We start from the raw sequence: 19,150 nt of genomic DNA on the forward strand, positions 1-19,150 counted from the left end.
CATGTCATTCTTTGATTTCTTCGGTTCCATGTTCGACCCTGAGGGCGGTCCAGGCGGACCAGGCCGGCGTCGCAATGACGACGACCCGGTCATCCTGCATGTGCAGACCGATGGGGAGGGTCCCGGCCAAGGGGGCGGCAGCACGCCCCGTTTCCGCTTCGCCGGACCAGGTGACCCCCGGCTGACTTCCCGCAAGAAGGACAATAACGGACCTTCCAGGGGCATGCGGATTCTGGCTGTGGTTGTCGCTGTCGTCCTGGTCGTCTTCCTGCTCTTGTTCGGGCTCAGCCGCTTCATCACCGATGTCATGTGGTTCTCCCAGCTGGGGGCGGCACGGATTGTCTGGACCCAGCTGGGCATCAAGGTGGGCCTGTGGCTGGCCTACGCCCTGCTGCTGGCTGCGGTGACCCTGTTCTCGGCCTTCCTGGCCATCCGCAGCCGTCCCGATTCGCCTGACGGATCCACCATCAGGGTCAGGGGCGATCTGATCGAGGTCGGCAAGGGGGTCTCTTCACGCAAGGCGCTCAAGGTGGCCGCGGTGGTCTCCCTGGTCGTCGGTGTTTTCTTCGGTTTCCAGTTCAACGCCGACTGGAAGCAGGTGCTCCTGCTCTTCAACGCCCAGTCCTTCGGGGTGCGCGATCCTCAGTTCGGCTTGGATAACGGCTTCTATGTCTTCATCCTGCCCGGCCTGCGGCTGCTGGTCTCCTCCCTGCTGATGATGCTGCTGGCGGCCACGGTCTTCAGCCTGGTCACTAACTTCCTCATGGGCGGCATTCGACTGACCATGCCCGTGCAGGGCCGCGGTATTCTGGAGATGACCCGTGCCGCCCGTCGCCAGGTGGCCGTCTGGCTGGTCCTGTTCATGCTGGTCTGGGCCGGCGATACGGCCCTGGGCGTCTTCGGCAGGCTGACCGAGGAGGGCGATCGGATCACCGGCGCCTCCTACACTTCAGTCAAGGCGGCCATTCCCGTCACCCTGATCATGGCTGTGGTCATGGCTTTGCTAGGCATCATCCTGGCGGTCTGGATTCTGAGGTCGTCCACCCTGGAACCCGGCCGTGTCCATGCAGGATCGCTGGGTTCGGCCGTCAAACAGTGGCGGGTTCCCGTCCTGGCTGTAGCCGTCACCGTCGTCCTGTCCCTGCTGCTGACCGTTTTCTGGCCGGCGCTGGTCCAGCGCTTCCGGGTCAACCCCAATGCCCAGGAGATGGAGTCCGCCTACATCCAGCGCAACATCACCGCCACCGCCCAGGCCTATGGGCTGGACAGGCTGAAGACCGAGGCCTATGACGCCACCACCGAGGTCCAGTCGGGCGCCCTCTCCCGTGATGCCGAGACCACTGCGCAGATCCGCCTGCTGGATCCCCAGGTGGTTTCGCCCACCTTCCGTCAGCTGCAGCAGTCCAAGCAGTACTACACCTTCGAGGACACCCTGGCCGTCGACAAGTACGACATTGACGGAGTCAGCCAGGACACGGTCATCGGCGCTCGCGAGCTGGACCTGGAGGGCAACGACAACCGCAACTGGGTCAACGACCACACGGTCTTCACCCACGGCTACGGGATCGTGGCCGCCTACGGCAACAAGGTCACCCCGGACGGGCAGCCCGAGTTCTTCGAACAGGACATCCCCACCAAGGGCAAACTGACCGACAGCCAGCACTACGAGCCGAGGATCTACTTCTCGCCCAACGCGCCCGAGTACTCCATCGTCGGCGCGCCCCAGGGCTCCTCAGGCTGGGAGTTCGACTATCCCACCGGCTCCAAGGGAGCCACCAACACCTTCAAGGGCAACGGCGGCCCCTCGGTGGGCAACTTCCTGGCCCGGGTCCTCTACGCCATCCGCTTTGGATCCGACCAGATCCTCTTCTCGGACCGCGTCACCCCCGACTCGCAGATCCTCTACAACCGCTCGCCCAAGGAGCGCGTGGCCCAAATCGCCCCCTATCTGACCCTGGACGGTCGCGTCTACCCGGCTGTGGTGGATGGCCGGGTCAAGTGGATCGTCGACGGCTACACCACCTCTGACGCCTACCCCTACTCCCAGAAGGTGGACCTGGGTCCCATCACCCAGGACACGACCACCCTGAGCTCGGAGGCCGTCAAGGGACTGGGCTCCCAGAAGGCCAACTACATCCGCAACTCCGTCAAGGCTACGGTCGATGCCTACGACGGCTCGGTGGATCTGTATGCCTGGGATGTCAAGGATCCGGTGCTCAAGGCCTGGCAGAAGGTCTTCCCCGGCCAGTTCAAGCCCCTCTCGTCCATCTCGGGCGACCTGATGAGCCATATGCGCTACCCGGAGAGCCTGTTCAAGGTGCAGCGCCAGCTCCTTTCCCAGTACCACGTCAACTCGGCCAGCCAGTTCTTCTCCGGCGAGGACTTCTGGCAGACCCCCGTGGATCCGACCGGGAGCAGCAAGGAGCAGAAGGCCGGGGTCAAGCAGCCTCCCTACTATCTGACCCTGCAGACACCGGGGACTGACAAGCCCGCCTTCTCGCTGACCTCCACTTTCATCCCCGCCGGCACCTCCACCAGGGAGATTCTGACCGGGTTCCTGTCCGTGGATTCCGACGCCGGGTCCACCAAGGGGGTGATAGGCCCCGACTACGGGACCATCCGGCTGATGGAGCTGCCCAAGAATTCCAATGTGCCCGGCCCTGGGCAGGCGCAGAACAACTTCAACTCGGATGCTGCGGTCTCCACCGAGCTCAACCTGCTCCAGTCCGGGTCCACCAAGGTCAAACGCGGCAACCTGCTGACCCTGCCCATAGGCGGCGGTCTGATCTACATCCAGCCGGTCTACGTCCAGTCCAGCGGCGCCACCAGCTTCCCCCTGCTCAAGCGGGTTTTGGTGGCCTTCGGAGACAAGGTGTCGTCGTCCGCCACCCTGGATGCGGCTCTTGACAAGACCTTCCAGGGCAACTCGGGCGCATCGGCCGGCGATGCCGACAACACCGGACGCACCAAATCTGATGCTGATCAGAGCGAGCAATCCGGTAAGGCCCCGGATAAGACCGCCGGCTCTGGCGGGGCGTCGGCCACAGGGGGGCAGGCCCTGAAACAGGCCTTGGACAAGGCCAACCAGGCCATGAGCGACGGCGATGCCGCCCTGAAGAAGGGCGACTTCAGCGCCTACGGCGAGGCGCAGAACCGTCTGCGGGAAGCCCTCAAGGAGGCCTCCGACCAGGAGGGCGGCAACAAGTGAGCGCCACCCCGCGCATCCGGATCTGCCGCCGCGGGGACCTGGAGGCGGTCACCGCCATCTACAACCAGGCGGTCATGGATGGCGGTTCCACGGCGGATACGGCCCCGGTCAGCCTGGACCAGCGCCTGCAATGGTTACTGGCACATGATCCAGACCAGGGCCATCCGGTCCTGGTCCTGGAGCAGGAGGGCAGGGTGCTGGCCTTCGGCTCCCTGTCGGCCTACTACGACCGGCCCGGCTACCAGGAGACCTGCGAGCTGGGCTACTACGTGGACCGCGGCAGCCGTGGACGCGGCCTGGGAGCCCTGATGGTCCATTCCCTGCTGGAGCGCGCCCAGCAGGTGGGCATGCGTCTGGCCGTGGCCATCATCTTCGATGACAACTCGGCCTCCAAGGCCCTGCTGCACCGGTTCGGGTTCAGCCGCTTCGGCCTCCTGCCCCTGGCCGCCTGGGACCGGTTCGCCCTGCATGATGTCTCCTACTGGAGCCTGTCCCTTGAGCGAAACGGGGTCGGGGAGCCTGTGTAGAATCTCACCGTCCCGTTTGAGAGCAGGAGGTATCACCTACATGGCATCCGATTTCTGGCTGATGGCCGGACTGGGCAACCCGGGTGACGAGTACAAGGGCACCAGGCACAACATGGGCTTCATGTGCGCCGATCTGCTGGCCGAACGATGGTCGGTCAACCTGCGCGACCACAAGGGCCTGGCCCAGCTGGGCCGTGGCACCCTGGATCTTGACGGACGCCGCATACCCTTCTTCCTGGCCAAGCCGCTGACCTTCATGAACGACTCCGGCGATGCCCTGGCCTCCATCTGCTCTTACTACCACATACCTGTTGGCCGGGTTGTGGTCATCCATGACGATATGGACCTGGAGTTCGGCAGGATCAAGGTCAAGGCCGGCGGGTCCTCGGGCGGGCACAATGGCATTCGTTCCATCGACCGCTCCCTGGGCAGCAACGCCTACGCCCGGGTCCGCATGGGCGTGGGGCATGCCCGAGGAGGTCCTGACGCCCACCGGCGCACTGTGGATTGGGTTCTGGGCACCTTTGCCGGCGACCAGCGCAAGCGCCTGCCCGAGTTTTTGGCCGACGGCGCGGACGCCGCGGAAACCGTAATCATCAAGGGCCTCAGCCAGGCTCAGGAGCAGTTCAATGGTCGATGAGCATACCCAGAAGGCGGAGTCACAGGAATCGCTGAATGGATCCCTGCGTCCCCTCCTGGACGACCTGCAGGCAGACGCTGCCTTCACCAGATTGGTCCAAGGAGACTCCCAGCCTGCCGCCGACACCGACACCTCCCTCATGGTCCAGGCTCCCCAGGGCATCAGGCCAGCCCTGGCGGCCGCAGCTGCTGGACGTGCCCCAGTCGTCCTGGTGGTCCCCTCCGAGCGTGACGCCCAGGAGATGACCGGCGCCATCCGCTCCTGGTATGAGGGCGACCCGGGTGATGTGGCCCTGCTGCGCTCCTGGGAGACCCTGCCTCATGAACGGCTCTCGCCCCGGGCAGACACCGTGGCCTCACGGATGGCCGTCTTCAGGCGGCTGGCCCATCCGGTCCAGGACGACCCTGACTTCGGACCCATCCGCATCCTGGTCATGCCCGTGCGCTCCCTGTTGCAGCCCGTGGTCAAGGGCCTGCAGGATGTGGAGCCTCTGGTCTTTCTGCGCGGCCAGGAGCTGCCCCTGGACCAGGCGGTCGAAGCTCTGGTCCGCAACGCCTACACCCGGGTGGACCTGGTCATGGAGCGCGGCCAATTTGCTGTCCGAGGTGGCATCCTGGATGTCTTTGTCCCCACCATGGCCCACCCGGTGCGCATCGAGTTCTTCGGCGACGAGGTGGACACCATCCGCAGCTTCCACGCCTCCGACCAGCGCACCTACGGTCCCGACCTGGACCGGATATGGGCGCCGCCCTGCCGCGAGCTGCAGCTGACCGACCAGGTCCGCGCCCGCGCACGTTCCCTGATCGGGAACATTCCCAACGCCGATGACATGCTGGAGTCCATCGCCCAGGCCATTCCTGTAGAAGGCATGGAATCCCTCCTGCCTGCCCTGGTCGACGACCTGGTGCCGGTAGGGTCCATGCTGCCTGAGGGCGCTCTGATTCTGCTGTCGGAGCCGCAGCTGCTGGCTCGCTCCGCTCAGGACCTGGTCAAGACCGCCAACGAGTTCTTGGCCGCCAGCTGGCATGTGGCAGCCTCCGGGCAGGGTTCGGGCGCGCCTATCAGCTTCGACAGGGCCAGTTTCCTGGACTACGACGAGGTCATCTCATCCCTGGAGTACCGCAAAGGGGAGGTCTGGAAGCTGACCGACTTGTCGGTGGACCCGGACCGGGAGGGGACCGAGCGTCTGGATGCCCTGGCCCCGGACCAGTATCGCGGCGACGAGGATCGGGCCGCCTCGGGCATCGCCTCCCTGCTGGAGCGCGGCGACCGGGTGGTGGTGACCGCTCCGGCCCAGGGAACCCTGAGCCGTCTGCGCCGGGCCGTGCAGACCACTGGTGTTGTCGGGGTGGAGTACCACCGTTCCCTGGCCGTGGACGGCTTCGTGGACCAGTCCGCCCATCTGGCCCTGCTGACCGAGCGGGACCTGACCGGGCGCACCAGCGTGGCCGCAGGCAGCAAGACCTCCAACCGCCGGCGCAAGGCCATCGATCTGGACGAGCTCAAACCCGGCGACTACGTGGTCCACGACCAGCACGGCATCGGCCGCTTCCTGGGCATGCGCCAGCGCAGCGTGGGCGTGGGCCCCAGCAAGGGCAGCCGGGAGTACCTGGTTCTGGAGTACGCACCCTCCAAACGCAACGCCCCGCCAGACAAGCTCTTCGTGCCGGCCGACCAGCTGGACCAGGTCAGCCGCTACATCGGCGCCGAGATCCCCAGGCTCAACAAGCTGGGCGGATCCGACTGGTCGGCCACCAAGGCCAAGGCCCGCAAGCACGTCCACAAGATCGCCCAGGGCCTGGTCAAGCTCTACTCGGCCCGGCAGCGCACCAAGGGCTTCGCCTTCAGCCCCGACACCCCCTGGCAGAAGGAGCTGGAGGATGCCTTCCCCTACCAGGAGACCCCCGACCAGCTGACCGCCATCGACGAGGTCAAGGCCGACATGGAGAAGCCGGTGCCCATGGACCGCCTGATCTGCGGGGATGTGGGCTTCGGCAAGACCGAAATAGCCATCCGCGCCGCTTTCAAGGCCGTTCAGGACGGCAAGCAGGTGGTGGTCCTGGTGCCCACGACCCTGCTGGTCCAGCAGCACTATCAGACCTTCACCGAGCGGTTCGAGGGCTTTCCGGTGGACGTGGCCGCCATGAGCCGCTTCCAGACCGCCAAGGAGAACCAGGCCACCATGGAGGGCCTGGCCAGCGGGGCCGTGGACGTGGTCATCGGCACCCACAAGCTGCTCAACCCGCGCATCCGCTTCAAGGATCTGGGCCTGATGATCGTGGACGAGGAGCAGCGCTTCGGTGTGGAGGCCAAGGAGACCCTCAAGGCCATGCGGACCAATGTGGACGTCCTGTCCCTGTCGGCCACGCCCATTCCGCGCACCCTGGAGATGGCGGTGACCGGCATCCGGGAGATGTCCACCCTGGCCACGCCCCCCGAGGACCGTCTGCCGGTGCTGACCTATGTGGGCGCCTACGAGGACGCCCAGGTGACGGCGGCCATTCGCCGAGAACTCCTGCGCGGGGGGCAGATCTTCTACATCCACAACCGGGTGGAGGACATCGGCAAGGTCTCGGCCAAGGTGCAGACGCTGGTCCCCGAGGCCAAGGTGGGCGTGGCCCACGGCAAGATGGGGGAGAAGCAGCTGGACGGGGTCATCCGCGACTTCTGGCACCGGGACATCGATGTGCTGGTCTGCACGACCATCGTCGAGACCGGCCTGGATATCCCCAACGCCAACACGCTGATCGTGGACCGGGCCGACCGCTTCGGGCTCTCCCAGCTCCACCAGCTGCGCGGCCGGGTGGGACGCGGCCGGGAGCGCGCCTACGCCTACTTCCTCTACGACCCCAGCAAGCCCATGACCCAGACCGCCCACGACAGGCTGGCCACCATCGCCCAGAACACGGCCCTGGGGTCCGGCTACGACGTGGCCATGAAGGACCTGGAGCTGCGCGGCACCGGCAACCTGCTGGGCGACGAGCAGTCCGGCCACATCGAGGGGGTCGGCTTCGACCTTTACGTGCGCATGGTCTCCGAGGCGGTGGAAGAGTACAAGGAGCCCGGGCGGACCGAGCCGGTCACCGTCAGCATCGACCTGCCCCTGGAGGCCTCCATTCCGGTGGACTACATCGACTCGGACAAGCTGCGTCTGGAGGCCTACCGCAAGCTGGCCTCGGCCCGAAACGAGCAGGATCTGCGCGACCTGCACGAGGAGCTGACCGACCGATACGGACGTCCGCCCGTCCAGTTCGACACCCTCTTCGCGGTGGCCAGGCTGCGGGCCAAGGCTCGCTCCCTGGGCATTTCGGAGATCGCCTCCCAGGGTTCCCGGGTGCGGATCAGGCCCGTGACCATGCCCGACTCCCTGCAGGCCAGGATCGCACGAATATACAAGGGCAGCCAGTACCGCCCGGTGACGCAGACCCTGCTGATCCCGGCGCCCTTCGCGGGCTCCCTGGGATCGGGGCCCATGGATTCGTCGGCCATGACCGCCTGGGTGGACACCCTGCTGGACGACCTGGCCTGGGGGCTGCCCAAGTCCTCGGGCGATGGCACGCCAGCGGGTCCCGCCCCCGTCCAACAAAACTAGTATCCTGTAAGAGACATCACAACAACTTATTGAAGGAGCAGTTGTGGCAGCAATTGAAAGCGTGTTCGCGCGCGAAATTCTTGATTCCCGTGGCAACCCGACCGTCGAGGTCGTTCTGCAGACCGAGGACGGCGCCGAGGGGCGTGGTCTGGTTCCCTCCGGTGCCTCCACCGGCGAGGCCGAGGCCTGGGAACGTAGGGATGGCGACAAGAAGCGCTATCAGGGCAAGGGTGTGCTGGACGCCGTCAAGGCGGTCAATGAGACCATCGCTCCCAATGTCATCGGCATGGACGCCACCGATCAGCGCGCCCTGGACGAGACCATGATTGACCTGGACGGAACCCCCAACAAGGGCAAGCTGGGCGCCAACGCCATCCTGGGCGTCTCCCTGGCTGCGCTCTATGCGGCTGCCGAGTCCGCCGAACTGCCTCTCTACCGTTACCTGGGCGGCACCAACGGCCATATCCTGCCTGTGCCCAACATGAACATCATGAACGGCGGCGCCCACGCTGACTTCGCCACCGACATCCAGGAGTACATGATCTCCCCCTACGGCTTCGACTCCTACCGGGAGGCCCTGCGCGCCGGCGTCGAGGTCTACCACACCCTCAAGGGCATCCTGAAGAAGGACGGCCACGAGACCGGCCTGGGCGACGAGGGCGGCTTTGCCCCCAAGATGAAGTCCAACGAGGACTCCCTGAAGTACATCGTCGACGCCATTGAAGCCGCCGGCTACGAGCCCGGCAAGCAGATCGGCCTCTGCCTGGACGTGGCCTCCTCGGAGTTCTACAACAAGGACACCGACAAGTACCACTTCGACGGCGAGGACCGCGACGCCGACTACATGCTGGACTACTACCAGGGCCTGGTCGAGCGCTACCCGCTGGTCTCCATCGAGGATCCCTTCGCTGAGGAGGACTGGGGCGCCTGGCAGAAGATCACCGCCGCCATGGGCGACCGCCTGCAGTTCGTGGGCGACGACCTGCTGGTGACCAACCCCAAGAGGCTGCAGAAGGGCATCGACCTGAAGGCCGCCAACTCCCTGCTGGTCAAGCTCAACCAGATCGGCACCGTGACCGAGACCCTGGACGCCATCGAGCTGGCCACCGCCAACGGGTTCACCTCCATGGTTTCCCACCGTTCCGGCGAGACCTCCGACACCACCATCGCCGACCTGGCCGTGGCCAAGAACACCCGCCAGATCAAGACCGGCGCTCCGGCCCGTGGCGAGCGCATCGCCAAGTACAACCGACTGCTGGAGATCGAGGAGGAGCTGGGCTCCACCGCCGAGTACGCCGGCTACAGCGCCTTCAAGGCCTGCAAGAAGTACACCAAGTAAGGTCTTGCCAGCCGGGTCCTAGCCCCTGCAGGTTTTGACCCGACGGTGAGTCTTTCACCCGTGGCGGTCCGCGTCGGCTGCCGCGGGTATTTTTATGGGTATGGCCAAGAACAAACGTGACGGCGCCAACCGGCGGACAGGCAGGCGGTCGTCGGGACCCATCACCTTCTTTGTGGCGGTCATCATCGTGGCCCTTGGGCTGATTCAGCTGGTCTCCACCTTTCACGCCTACGCCATCAATCTTTCCGAGCTCAACGGCCTGCGCAACCAGCAGGCCCAGCTTGTCGAGCACAAGCGTGACCTGGAGAACCAGATCCGGCGCTGGGACGACAAGGCCTATGTGACCGCCCAGGCCCGGGATCGGCTGGGATTCGTCTTCCCTGACGAGGAGGCCATCCGGGTCCTGCACCCGGAGGCGGTCACGGGCGGCAAGGACAAGGACCAGGCCGGAAGCAAGGGGGTCCGGGCCCCCAGGAAGAACTCCCTGCCCTGGTATCAGGAGATGGCCTATTCCTTCGCCAAGGCCGACCAGGATCCTGCTGCCGACAGAAGCAAGGGGGAGTCCAGTCCGACCGGCTCTGCCAGTCCGTCTGGTTCAAGCAGTCCAGGCGGTTCTGATGGCCCCTCTCCATCCGAGGGCGGGGGAGCGCAGTGACCTCCGACTATGAACTTAGCAGCAGGAAACAATCAGGGAAGATGAGGACAGCGTGATCAAGGCCCAGGAAAGGCCCCAGGCAGCAGTGGAATCTCAAGCCGCAGACAAGGGCCGGGTCGAGCCTAGAGCCACCAGCCTGGTTACCGACCGGGATCTGGCGGCGGTCAAAGACCGTATCCAGGAGCTTCTGGCGACCCCGGCTACGCCGGAGCAGACAGCCGTCGTGAACCGGCAGCTGGGCCGCTATCCGCGGGGCATGGTGGCCGTGGGCGCCCGCTGCGTCTGCGGCAATCCGCTGGCTGTGGTCACCCGGCCTCAGCTGGAAGACGGCACACCCTTTCCGACCACCTGCTATCTGACCAGCCCCGAGGCCGTCAAGGCCGTCTCCCGGCTGGAGGCCGACGGGGTCATGGCCGACTGGAATGCCGAGCTTGGTTCGGATCCGGACCTGGCCAGCGCCTACCGCAGGGCCCACGAGCTCTATCTGGCCTTCCGTTCCGCCCTGGCCCAGCGGCTGGGCGACGACGAGGGGCACATCGCCGGAATCTCGGCCGGCGGCATGCCCAAGAGGGTCAAGTGCCTGCATGCTCTGACCGCCCAGTCTCTGGTGATGGGTCCAGGGGTCAATCCTCTGGGTGACCGGGTCCTGGATCTGGTAGGCCAGGTGTTCGACCCACAGGTCTGCAGGTGCGCCCAACCTTGGACTGAGGCATCACGGCAGGCGAACCAGCAGGAAAACCAATGAAGGGGGCTTCCATGGATCAGGTTACGGTGGCGGGCGTGGACTGCGGCACCAACTCCATACGTCTGCTGATAGCCCAGGTGGACCGACAGGGGCTCCACCCGGTGGCTCCCAGGCTGATGCGCGTCATCCGGCTGGGGGAGGGTGTGGACCGCAACCACCGCTTTTCCGATCAGGCTCTGGAGCGCGCCTTTGAGGCCTGCCGGCTCTTCGCCCAGCAGCTGCAGGAACACCCGGTGGATGGCCTGCGCTTTGTGGCCACTTCGGCCACCAGGGACGCTGACAACCGAGAAAGTTTCGAAGAGGGGGTGCGCTCCATCCTGGGGGTTGCGCCCGAGGTCATCAGCGGCTCCCAGGAGGCCTCGCTGAGTTTTCTGGGCGCGGTCAGCGTGCTGGAGCAGCGGGGCAGCGCCGACATGCCTCCTGCGCCCTACCTGGTGGTCGACCTGGGTGGCGGCTCCACCGAGCTGGTCCTGGGCGGGGACGGGAGCGATCTGCCTGTGGACCAGGTCAGGGCATCCTACTCCATGAACATCGGCTCCGTGCGGATGACCGAGCGCCATCTGCTGGGCGATCCGCCCACCCAGGAGCAGATCGATCAGGCGCTGGAGGATGTTGACGGCTGGATCGACCGGGCCTTCGAACAGGTTCCCGTAGCCGGGGTAGGCAGCCTGATCGGGGTCTCCGGCACGGTCACCACCATGAGCGCCCTGGCCCTGGGATGCGAGGTCTACGATCGCCATGCCGTCGATGGCCGGTCCATTGCGGTCGATGCGGCCCGCCGGGTTGACGACCGGGTGCTGAACATGAGCCGGCAGGAGCGCAGGGAACTCAAGGCCATCCATCCCGGCCGTGTGGATGTGATCGGCGGCGGCGCCCTGATCTGGAGCCGTCTGCTGGAGCGTCTGGGCCAGGCCAGTCCCAGTGCGCTGGCTTCGGGAACCTATGTGGCCAGCGAGCACGGCCTTCTGGATGGCCTGGTCCTGGACTACGGTCGGACCCTCCTGCGCGAATGATATACTAAGGCGTTATGGGTTACGGCCCCGGTGGCGAAATGGTATACGCATCGGACTTAAAATCCGCCGCCTTCACCGGCTTGTGGGTTCGATTCCCACCCGGGGCACCAAGGCCTCATCGGCTTGGACGGCAGTGTCGCAACTTGTCACCCGGCCGACGAACCGATACTCTGGTACGCAAGAAAACCAAAGGAGTTGTCATGAGTGACCAATCCATGCCCGAGGTGAACGCCGAATTCGGCGCCACGCCGACCATAACCTTCCATGGTCCGGCGCCCAGCGGGCTGCGCGCCGTGGAGCTGGTCGAGGGGGACGGGCCGGTCGTCCGCAAGGGCGATACCGTCACCGTCAACTATCACGGCGTCGTCTGGGGTTCGGATCAGGTCTTCGACTCCAGCTTCCAGCGCCATCAGCCGGCCAGCTTCGGCATTGGCGTGGGGCAGGTCATTCGCGGCTGGGACCAGACGGTGCCCGGTCACAACGTGGGGTCCAGGTTGGTGGTCTCCATTCCGCCGGAGTATGGATATGGTCGTCAGGGGATGCCCCAGGCGGGCATCGGCGGCGACGATACCCTGGTTTTCGTGATCGACATCATATCGACACGGTAGGCAAGGGTCTGCAGGCGCCGGTGAGGGCCGGCGCCTTTTTCATACCCTTGACTTTCTAGTTCAGGTCGGGCCACGAGACAAGCGCATCAAACAAGGAGGAATCACATGGCTGAGGAAAAGACGATTCTGCTGACACAGGCCGCTTACGACAAGCTGAAGGAGGAGCTCGATCACCGTCAGGGCGAGTACCGCGACGAGATCACCGAACGCATCGCGGCGGCTCGTGCCGAGGGCGATCTGAGCGAGAACGGCGGCTACCAGGCTGCCCGCGAGGAGCAGGGCAAGAACGAGGGACGGATCAACGAGCTGATCGTCAAGCTGCGCAACGCCAAGATCCTCAAGGCCCCCAAGGCGGGCACGGTGGGCAACGGCTCCCTGGTGACCCTGACCATGGCCGGCAATGAAATGGTCTATGTGCTGGGCTCCAGGGATCTGACCGTGGCCACCGACTACGACGTCATCAGCCCCGAGTCGCCCATCGGCGCGGCCCTCATGGGCGCCAAGAAGGGCCAGACCGTGACCTACAAGGCACCCAACGGCAAGGACATCTCGGTCACCGTCAAGGATGCCCAGCCCCTCAAGTAGCGGGACGACCCCTCACCGTCCCGGCCCGGCCTGAATGAAGCCGCTCCCCGCCATGGTCGACGGAGAGCTGCTTTTTCTCTGGGTCACCGCTCTCTGGGTCATCGCTTGATTCGTAAGGTCGGCCGGTGGCTTGTGCTGGATGGTGCTCGATGAACAGACCGCCAGGTTGGCGATTTGTTCAGCGCAGGTTGCAGACCACGAGGTAGATGGCCACGATGTGGCAGGCGTAGCCGATGACCGTGCCGCAGTGGAAGATCTCATGGAAGCCGAATACCCGCGGCCAGGGATCCGGCCGGCGCAGACCGTAGACAATCGCCCCAAGGATGTAGGCCAGGCCGCCGGCCACGATCAGCCACACCACCGGCGGACCGGCCATGGGGGAGTCCCAGAAGAGCTTCAGGAAGCCCACGCCCGAGACTCCGAAGACCACGTAGACCAGGGTGTAGAGCCAGCGGGGAGCCTCGATCCAGAAGACGTGGACGATCATGGCCACCAGGCTGGCCCCCCACATGCCCAGGATGATGATCCGCCGCCAGAAGGGGTCCAGGGCGAAGGAAATGGGCGTGTAGGTGCCGGCGATGAGCAGGAAGATGTTGACATGGTCCAGGCGGCGCAGCACGTCCGTGGTCCCCGGGGTCCAGTCGCCCAGATGGTAGAGGGCGGAGTTGCCGAAGAGGGCCAGTGAGGCGACCATGAAGACCGCGCAGGCCAGCTTGAGCCCAGTGCCGTGGGCCAGGCAGATCAGCACGATGCCGGCGGCCAGGGCCAGGGGGGCGGCCACGGCGTGGATCCAGCCACGCAAGAGGGGCTTGGGACGGCCGTGGACATCCAGGCGGACCTTGCGCTCGATCTCCATGTCGGGGATGCCCTCGATTCGTGAGGCCTTGATCTCAGCCTTGGCCATGATCCGCGCAGCCTTGGCCTTGGCCTTGGCACGCACCGCGTCGGCTCTGGCCTGCAGATGGGCCTCGTGGGCCACCTCCGCATCCCGGCGAAGGTAGGTCAGCTCCTGACGGCGCTGCTGACGACGGCGTTCGAGATCGGGATCGACCTCCTGATCCTCGGACGGTCTGCCGTCCTCGCTGGTCCTGGTTGCCATGGCCCTCCCTTGGCCCCTTGACTGGTCCGGGCCTGTGGGTCCGGTCGCCGGGGCGAAACATCCGTCAACCACCCTACCCCAGACCTGCGCATTGGGCGCGCATGTCATCATCGCCCTTGGCATGACCCGCCTGTCTGCTTCCGAGGGCCCTTTGTATGATGGGGGGCATGGCTGATTTTTCCGAGATTCTGGCATCCTGCGACGACTGCAATGAGGAGGACCGTGAGTGGCTCCACCACCTGGTGGCCGACTGGCAGGTCATCGCCGATCTGAGCTTTGCGGACCTGCTGCTCCTGCTGCGCACCGGCGAGGGGGAGTTCACCGTGGCCGAACAGTGCCGGCCCTCCACGGTCATGTCCCTGCGCACCGAAGACGTGGTGGGGGAGCACTTCCCGGCTGACCGCCGCGAGGAACTGGAGGCGGCCATGCAGTCCAAGGGGGTGCTGCGGTCCAACAAGCTGCGCACCATAGGCCGCGCCACGGTCTGCGACGTCTATGCCCCCATCCGTCACCAGGGCAGGACCCTGGGTCTGGTGGTCCGCGAGACCAACATGGCCACCCGCGAGTCCAACGGCCGTTACGAGAGCGAGAGCATCAACGCGGGCAAGGAGCTCTTCGAGATGATCACCCGCGGCGAGTTTCCCTACGCGGATTCAGTGCTCAACCAGCGGCACAACGCCAGGGTGGCCGACGGCTTCTTCGTGCTGACGTCAAGCGGCGTAGTGCGGTACGCCTCGCCTAACGCCATCAGCTGCTTCCGCAGGCTGGGCTCAGTGGAGACCATGATCGGCCAGTACCTGAGCGAGATCGGCACCTCCCTGCTCAAGGAAAACGATCCCGTGCCCGACTCCCTGCCGCTGGTCCTGTCGGGCAAGGCGGCCGTGGACTCGGAGCTGGACGCCAACGGGTCGGCCGTCTCCATGCGCTCCCTGCCCCTCTATGGCAAACAGGGCCGGATCGGCGCCATCGTGCTCTGCCGGGATGTGACCGAACTGCGCCGCCGGGAGAAGGAGCTGCAGACCAAGGATGCCACCATCTCCGAGATCCACCACCGGGTCAAGAACAACCTTCAGGCCGTGTCGGCCCTGCTGCGGCTGCAGGCCAGGCGCACCAAGTCCGACGAGGTCCGCAAGGAGCTGGAAGAAGCCCAGCGACGCGTCCAGACCATCGCCGTGGTTCACGAGGGCCTCAGCCAGACCGCCGACGAGATTGTGGACTTCGACAAGGTGATCGCCAACCTGCTCAAGATGAGCGTGGACCTGGCCACCACCAGCGACCAGCACATCACCATCTCCTACGTGGGCAAGTTCGGGATGATGCCCGCCCAGGATGCCACACCCCTGTCCCTGGTGCTGACCGAACTGGTCAACAACGCTGTCGAACACGGCTTCGAGGGCCGTGACGAAGGGCATATCACCATATCAGTGGGCCGGGGCGGCAACAACCTCAATGTGGTGGTCGAGGATGACGGCAACGGCTACAGCACCGAGTCGGATCAGGGCCAGGCTCGTTCCACCGGGTCCGGTCTGGGCACGCAGATCATCAACACCTTCGTCACCAACGACTTCGGCGGCACGGTCAAGTGGGAGCCCCGCCGGGATGGCGGCACCCGGGTGGTCATCAACATCAAGCTGCGCGTGGCCCAGGACGTGTGATGCCTGGCGCCTTTTAGGAAAAGAGAGGGGCGACGGCATCAAGCCATCGCCCCTCTCCTGTTTTGCGCAATCGGGAAGATATCAGGACTGCATCTGCATGGCCTGGGACCTGCGCGCACGCATGGCCCTGCGCTTGAGAGCCCTGCGTTCGTCCTCGCTCAGTCCGCCCCAGACGCCGTAATCCTGGTTGGTGTCCAGCGCGCACTTCAGACAGGCGTCAATGACCTTGCAGGTCCTGCAGACAGCCTTGGCCTCCTCGATCTGCTGATAGGCTGCACCGGTGTTGCCGACGGGGAAGAACAGCTCAGGGTCCTTGTCACGGCAAGCAGCCTTGGCGCGCCAATCAAACGCATTACTCATCTACCTAAGCCTCCAAGAAGTTTTTATCGATGCTTTTATCACTACCCTATGCAAGATAAGCACGATGAGTGACTTTTTTCAAGGGTTCATTTGTTTTACGGCTAAAGAGAACACCTGTAGCGGAATGGCGAGACCCGCTTCCAGAACCAGACACCGTCCGGGAATGGCGCTGGCCCGGGTGGGGAGGGCGGCCAGCTGATCGGCGGGGATGCCAGCTGCCAGATCGGCCCCCCGTTCACCGCAGGGAAACACCAGACGACGGCTGAAACGCTCTGGTCTGCGCAGGGCGCTGGCCGTCTCCACGGCCAGGATCACAGAGGTTCCCTCCTGTCCCAGAGCCTCCTGTAGAAGAGGGGCCAGAGGATCCCGACAAAGCGGGTCCAGCAGATCCTGGGCGTCGTCAAGAATCCAGACCAATGCACGGCTGCCATCCTGGCGGCCATGAGGCGGTGGCGGCACCGTGGCGGGAAAGTCCCGACTGCTGTAGCCGTGACCTGTTCGACGCGTGATGCGCAGGTCGAAGCTAGGCTCTGGTCGGGCCCCTGGCTTCATCAGGGTGAGCAGGGAACGAGCCAGCAGCGCCAGCAGGGTGCTCTTGCCCCGACCTCGAGGTCCGATCAGGGCCGTATGACCGCTGAGCGGGAGGCGATAGAGATGGAGCAGGACCCCGTCGTCCATGTGTCCCAGAGGTATCTGAGGCCGTCCCGATCGCCAGAGGACCTGCCCGCAGGCCGGATCATGCTCTGGCAGGGGAGGGGAGAAGAGCGGCGCCGGCGGTCGGCTGCCGCAAAAGCGACTGGCCTTGACGATCTGGCCTACCAGGCCCTGCGGGTCGGCTGCAGGGCAGGTGCGGAAGGCCTGGGGGCCCCGGCCCTGCTCCAGGAAGCCCAGACCTGGACAGGCAGGGTCGATCGTCGTGGCACAGGAGGAGCCCAGCAGCTCCCTGGACTGCAGGGGGTCCCGCACTCGCAGACAGATGCCCAGGTTCATGTTGGCACGCATCTGGGCGCTGACCTGCCCCATGGTCTGCTGGGTGCAGGCCACCAGGTTCATGCCCAGGGATCTGCCCTGAGAGGCCAGAGAGGTCAGTCTGTCCAGGTAGTCAGGCAGGAGTTGGCGCAGGGCCTGGAACTCGTCAATGACCACCACTAGGCGCGCTGGGGGATCAGCCATGCGTGCAGTGTCCTCAACCCCTGCTCTGGCGACCAGGCGCTGGCGGCGCTCCAACTCCCGCTGAAGGCCGTTCAGCGCGCGTACGGCCCGGTCTAGATCCAGGTTGGTCACGCAGCCCACGGTGTGCGGCAGTCGGGCCAACAGGCCGAAGCCGGCACCGCCCTTGAAGTCCAGCAGGACCAGATTGAGCCGGTCTGGCGGCTGACTGGCGGCCAGGGCCAGACACCAGGTCTGCAGAAAGACCGACTTGCCCGAACCTGTGGTGCCTGCCACCAAGGCGTGTGGTCCGTCGCGGGGCAGATCGATGACCAGCGGGCCATGGTCAGGCCGAATGCCGATGACTGCCGGTGCCGACCTTCCTGATGCGGCAAGCCATGCGCGGACGATGCCCTGCCAGGGCAGACCTTGCGATCCCGAAGGCCCTGATTCCAAGAGCCGGGACTCCAGCTGAGGGCCGGGGTCAGAGGCCAGTCCAGCCAGGTCCTGCAAGGTCTCGTTCTCCGTAGTCATCGATAGGGATGCACGATCCGATACTGTGCCGTATGCCGATTGAGCGCCTGCCGGCGGAGCGGACGATGACCGGCGATGCATTCGCAGCAGGCTCAGAAGCACCATGGCCAGGGTGCCCGTCAAGCTGGGCAGCAGCAGGAGGAGGAGCATCCAGCGGCCTTGGCCGACCACGTACCAGATCATGCCCGCCTGGGCCAGGGCTGGAGCCGTCTGCGCAACCAGGGTCAAAATAACCTGGGCGCTTCCCCTTTTGGCCTTTCCCTCTTTGGTGCCAGCAGAGTGCCGATCGCCGCATGCAGCCTCGCTCGGGACTGTCGTCCCGGCTGCTGGCAGTGGAAATACAGTTGCTGATGAATTGGCCTTGATCATGCCTTCAGCATGAGCTGCCCGACACAGGAGCGCTGGAGCAAGCCTGACATGTGGTCAAATGTGGACGGGATTGATGGTGTGCGCAAAGCGGGCGCTACATGCCGCCGACAGTTCCAGCGGCATGACTGCCCTGGGCCAGCTGGTTGAACAGGTCGGTGTTGCGGGCTTGATCCAGCAGGACGGTGGAACCGATGCCCCCGCCCGGATAGTAGTCGGGGTCTGTCCAGTAGACGCTTCCGGTGACCCCATTGCTGCTGCTGGCGCTGCGGAAGGCCAGGACCATGCGCACAAGGTCTATGGGGTTGGCCCGCTCATCCACCACCAGGGCATCCAGACCTGCCGAAAGGACCTTGCCGGCCCTGGACGGATTGAGCATGACCGAAGGCTGCAGGGCCTTGGCGCTGATGGCCGAGATGGCCTGGCGCTGGCGTTCGGCACGCCCAAAGTCTCCCTTGGGATCCGAGTAGCGCATGCGCGTGAAGGCCAGGGCCATGCCGCCGTCAGCCTGATGGCAGCCGCGGGACCATACCATGCCTGAGTTGGGGTCGTTGACGTCTGCGTCGTAGCAAAGCCTGACACCCCCCAGGGCGTCGACCACCTTGCTGAGGCCTCCGAAACGGATCAGGGCCACATGATCGACCTTATGGCCGGTGATGTCCTCGATCTGGCCGGTCAGGGCCCGGTAGCCCGATGTGTAGGCCACGGCGTTGATCTTCATGTAATCCCCGTCCTGCTTGACCAGGGAGTCGCGGGGGACCGAAATCAGGGAGGCGGCTCCGTGGCGGGGCTTGGTCAACACCAGGATGGTGTCGGTGCGGAAGCCGGTGATGCTGGCATCCTGTCCGGCCCCCGGAGAACCGTCGCGCTGGTCCGATCCCAGCAGGAGCCAGGTGGTGGCTTCTGAGCCAGGGGTATCGGTCAGCATTTTGTCGCGGGTGAGCTTGCCATTGATCCAGAACCATCCTCCACCTGCCAGTACAACCAGTGCCAGCAGCAGAACCAGCAGCAGAATGGCCGCGAACCTGCGCAATGGGTGTCTGCGGACGAGGGCAGTGCCGTTGCGCACGTTGCA

General features: G+C 65.2%; 15 protein-coding genes and 1 tRNA gene. 12 read left to right on the top strand and 4 right to left on the bottom strand.

Translation table 11 applies throughout. From position 1 onward, the window contains the following. Position 1 precedes the first annotated feature (1 nt). The 11 genes from QRX41_RS06970 to QRX41_RS07020 all read left to right on the top strand — a co-directional run bounded on the left by QRX41_RS06970 (position 2) and on the right by QRX41_RS07020 (position 12,912). The gene (locus QRX41_RS06970; RefSeq protein ID WP_313839597.1) at positions 2-3,208 is read left to right on the top strand and encodes a UPF0182 family membrane protein; all 3,207 of its coding nucleotides are present in this window, start codon (positions 2-4) and stop codon (positions 3,206-3,208) included. Then, the gene (locus QRX41_RS06975) at positions 3,205-3,735 is read left to right on the top strand and encodes a GNAT family N-acetyltransferase (RefSeq protein ID WP_313839599.1); all 531 of its coding nucleotides are present in this window, start codon (positions 3,205-3,207) and stop codon (positions 3,733-3,735) included. The genes QRX41_RS06970 and QRX41_RS06975 overlap by 4 nt, the downstream gene beginning before the upstream one ends. 40 nt (positions 3,736-3,775) lie before the next feature. Continuing rightward, positions 3,776-4,375, top strand: coding sequence for an aminoacyl-tRNA hydrolase (gene pth / locus QRX41_RS06980; protein WP_313836704.1), 600 nt, complete (start codon positions 3,776-3,778; stop codon positions 4,373-4,375). Then, entirely contained in the window at positions 4,365-7,967 is a 3,603-nt protein-coding gene (mfd, locus tag QRX41_RS06985) for a transcription-repair coupling factor (RefSeq protein ID WP_313839600.1), read from the top strand. The genes pth and mfd overlap by 11 nt, the downstream gene beginning before the upstream one ends. Before the next feature lie 43 nt (positions 7,968-8,010). Further along, positions 8,011-9,306, top strand: coding sequence for a phosphopyruvate hydratase (gene eno / locus QRX41_RS06990; RefSeq protein WP_024627326.1), 1,296 nt, complete (start codon positions 8,011-8,013; stop codon positions 9,304-9,306). Positions 9,307-9,406: 100 nt separating this feature from the next. After that, positions 9,407-9,961, top strand: a complete 555-nt coding sequence (locus tag QRX41_RS06995) for an FtsB family cell division protein (protein WP_306220972.1) — start codon at positions 9,407-9,409, stop codon at positions 9,959-9,961. A 136-nt stretch (positions 9,962-10,097) separates the two neighbouring features. Further along, positions 10,098-10,706: a DUF501 domain-containing protein gene (locus QRX41_RS07000; RefSeq protein WP_396176802.1), complete on the top strand. Its 609-nt coding sequence runs from the start codon at positions 10,098-10,100 to the stop codon at positions 10,704-10,706. Positions 10,707-10,717: 11 nt separating this feature from the next. After that, positions 10,718-11,719 (top strand): Ppx/GppA phosphatase family protein, encoded by a 1,002-nt coding sequence (locus tag QRX41_RS07005; protein WP_313839604.1) that lies wholly within the window; start codon positions 10,718-10,720, stop codon positions 11,717-11,719. 24 nt (positions 11,720-11,743) lie between these two features. Beyond that, a tRNA-Leu gene (locus tag QRX41_RS07010) sits at positions 11,744-11,829 on the top strand. A 90-nt stretch (positions 11,830-11,919) separates the two neighbouring features. After that, entirely contained in the window at positions 11,920-12,327 is a 408-nt protein-coding gene (locus QRX41_RS07015) for an FKBP-type peptidyl-prolyl cis-trans isomerase (protein ID WP_024627330.1), read from the top strand. 105 nt (positions 12,328-12,432) lie between these two features. Next, complete coding sequence (locus tag QRX41_RS07020) at positions 12,433-12,912, top strand: GreA/GreB family elongation factor (protein WP_024627331.1); 480 nt, start codon at positions 12,433-12,435, stop codon at positions 12,910-12,912. Positions 12,913-13,090: 178 nt separating this feature from the next. Here the strand turns inward: QRX41_RS07020 and trhA are convergent, their stop codons facing one another. Continuing rightward, a complete protein-coding gene (gene trhA / locus QRX41_RS07025; protein ID WP_101432503.1) occupies positions 13,091-14,011 on the bottom strand; it encodes a PAQR family membrane homeostasis protein TrhA in 921 nt (306 codons plus the stop codon). 167 nt (positions 14,012-14,178) lie between these two features. On the opposite strand from trhA, the gene QRX41_RS07030 reads away from it, so the two are divergent. Then, complete coding sequence (locus tag QRX41_RS07030; RefSeq protein WP_024627333.1) at positions 14,179-15,666, top strand: sensor histidine kinase; 1,488 nt, start codon at positions 14,179-14,181, stop codon at positions 15,664-15,666. Between the two features lie 81 nt (positions 15,667-15,747). Here the strand turns inward: QRX41_RS07030 and QRX41_RS07035 are convergent, their stop codons facing one another. The 3 genes from QRX41_RS07035 to QRX41_RS07045 form a co-directional block, all read right to left on the bottom strand. Further along, positions 15,748-16,026 (bottom strand): WhiB family transcriptional regulator, encoded by a 279-nt coding sequence (locus QRX41_RS07035; protein WP_015021978.1) that lies wholly within the window; start codon positions 16,024-16,026, stop codon positions 15,748-15,750. A 78-nt stretch (positions 16,027-16,104) separates the two neighbouring features. Further along, positions 16,105-17,937: an FtsK/SpoIIIE domain-containing protein gene (locus tag QRX41_RS07040; RefSeq protein ID WP_313839607.1), complete on the bottom strand. Its 1,833-nt coding sequence runs from the start codon at positions 17,935-17,937 to the stop codon at positions 16,105-16,107. Positions 17,938-18,172: 235 nt separating this feature from the next. Further along, positions 18,173-19,144 (bottom strand): LCP family protein, encoded by a 972-nt coding sequence (locus QRX41_RS07045; protein WP_313839608.1) that lies wholly within the window; start codon positions 19,142-19,144, stop codon positions 18,173-18,175. Positions 19,145-19,150 lie beyond the last annotated feature (6 nt).

It is taken from the genome of Bifidobacterium kimbladii (assembly GCF_032193675.1).
Classification (GTDB): Bacteria; Actinomycetota; Actinomycetes; order Actinomycetales; family Bifidobacteriaceae; genus Bombiscardovia; species Bombiscardovia kimbladii.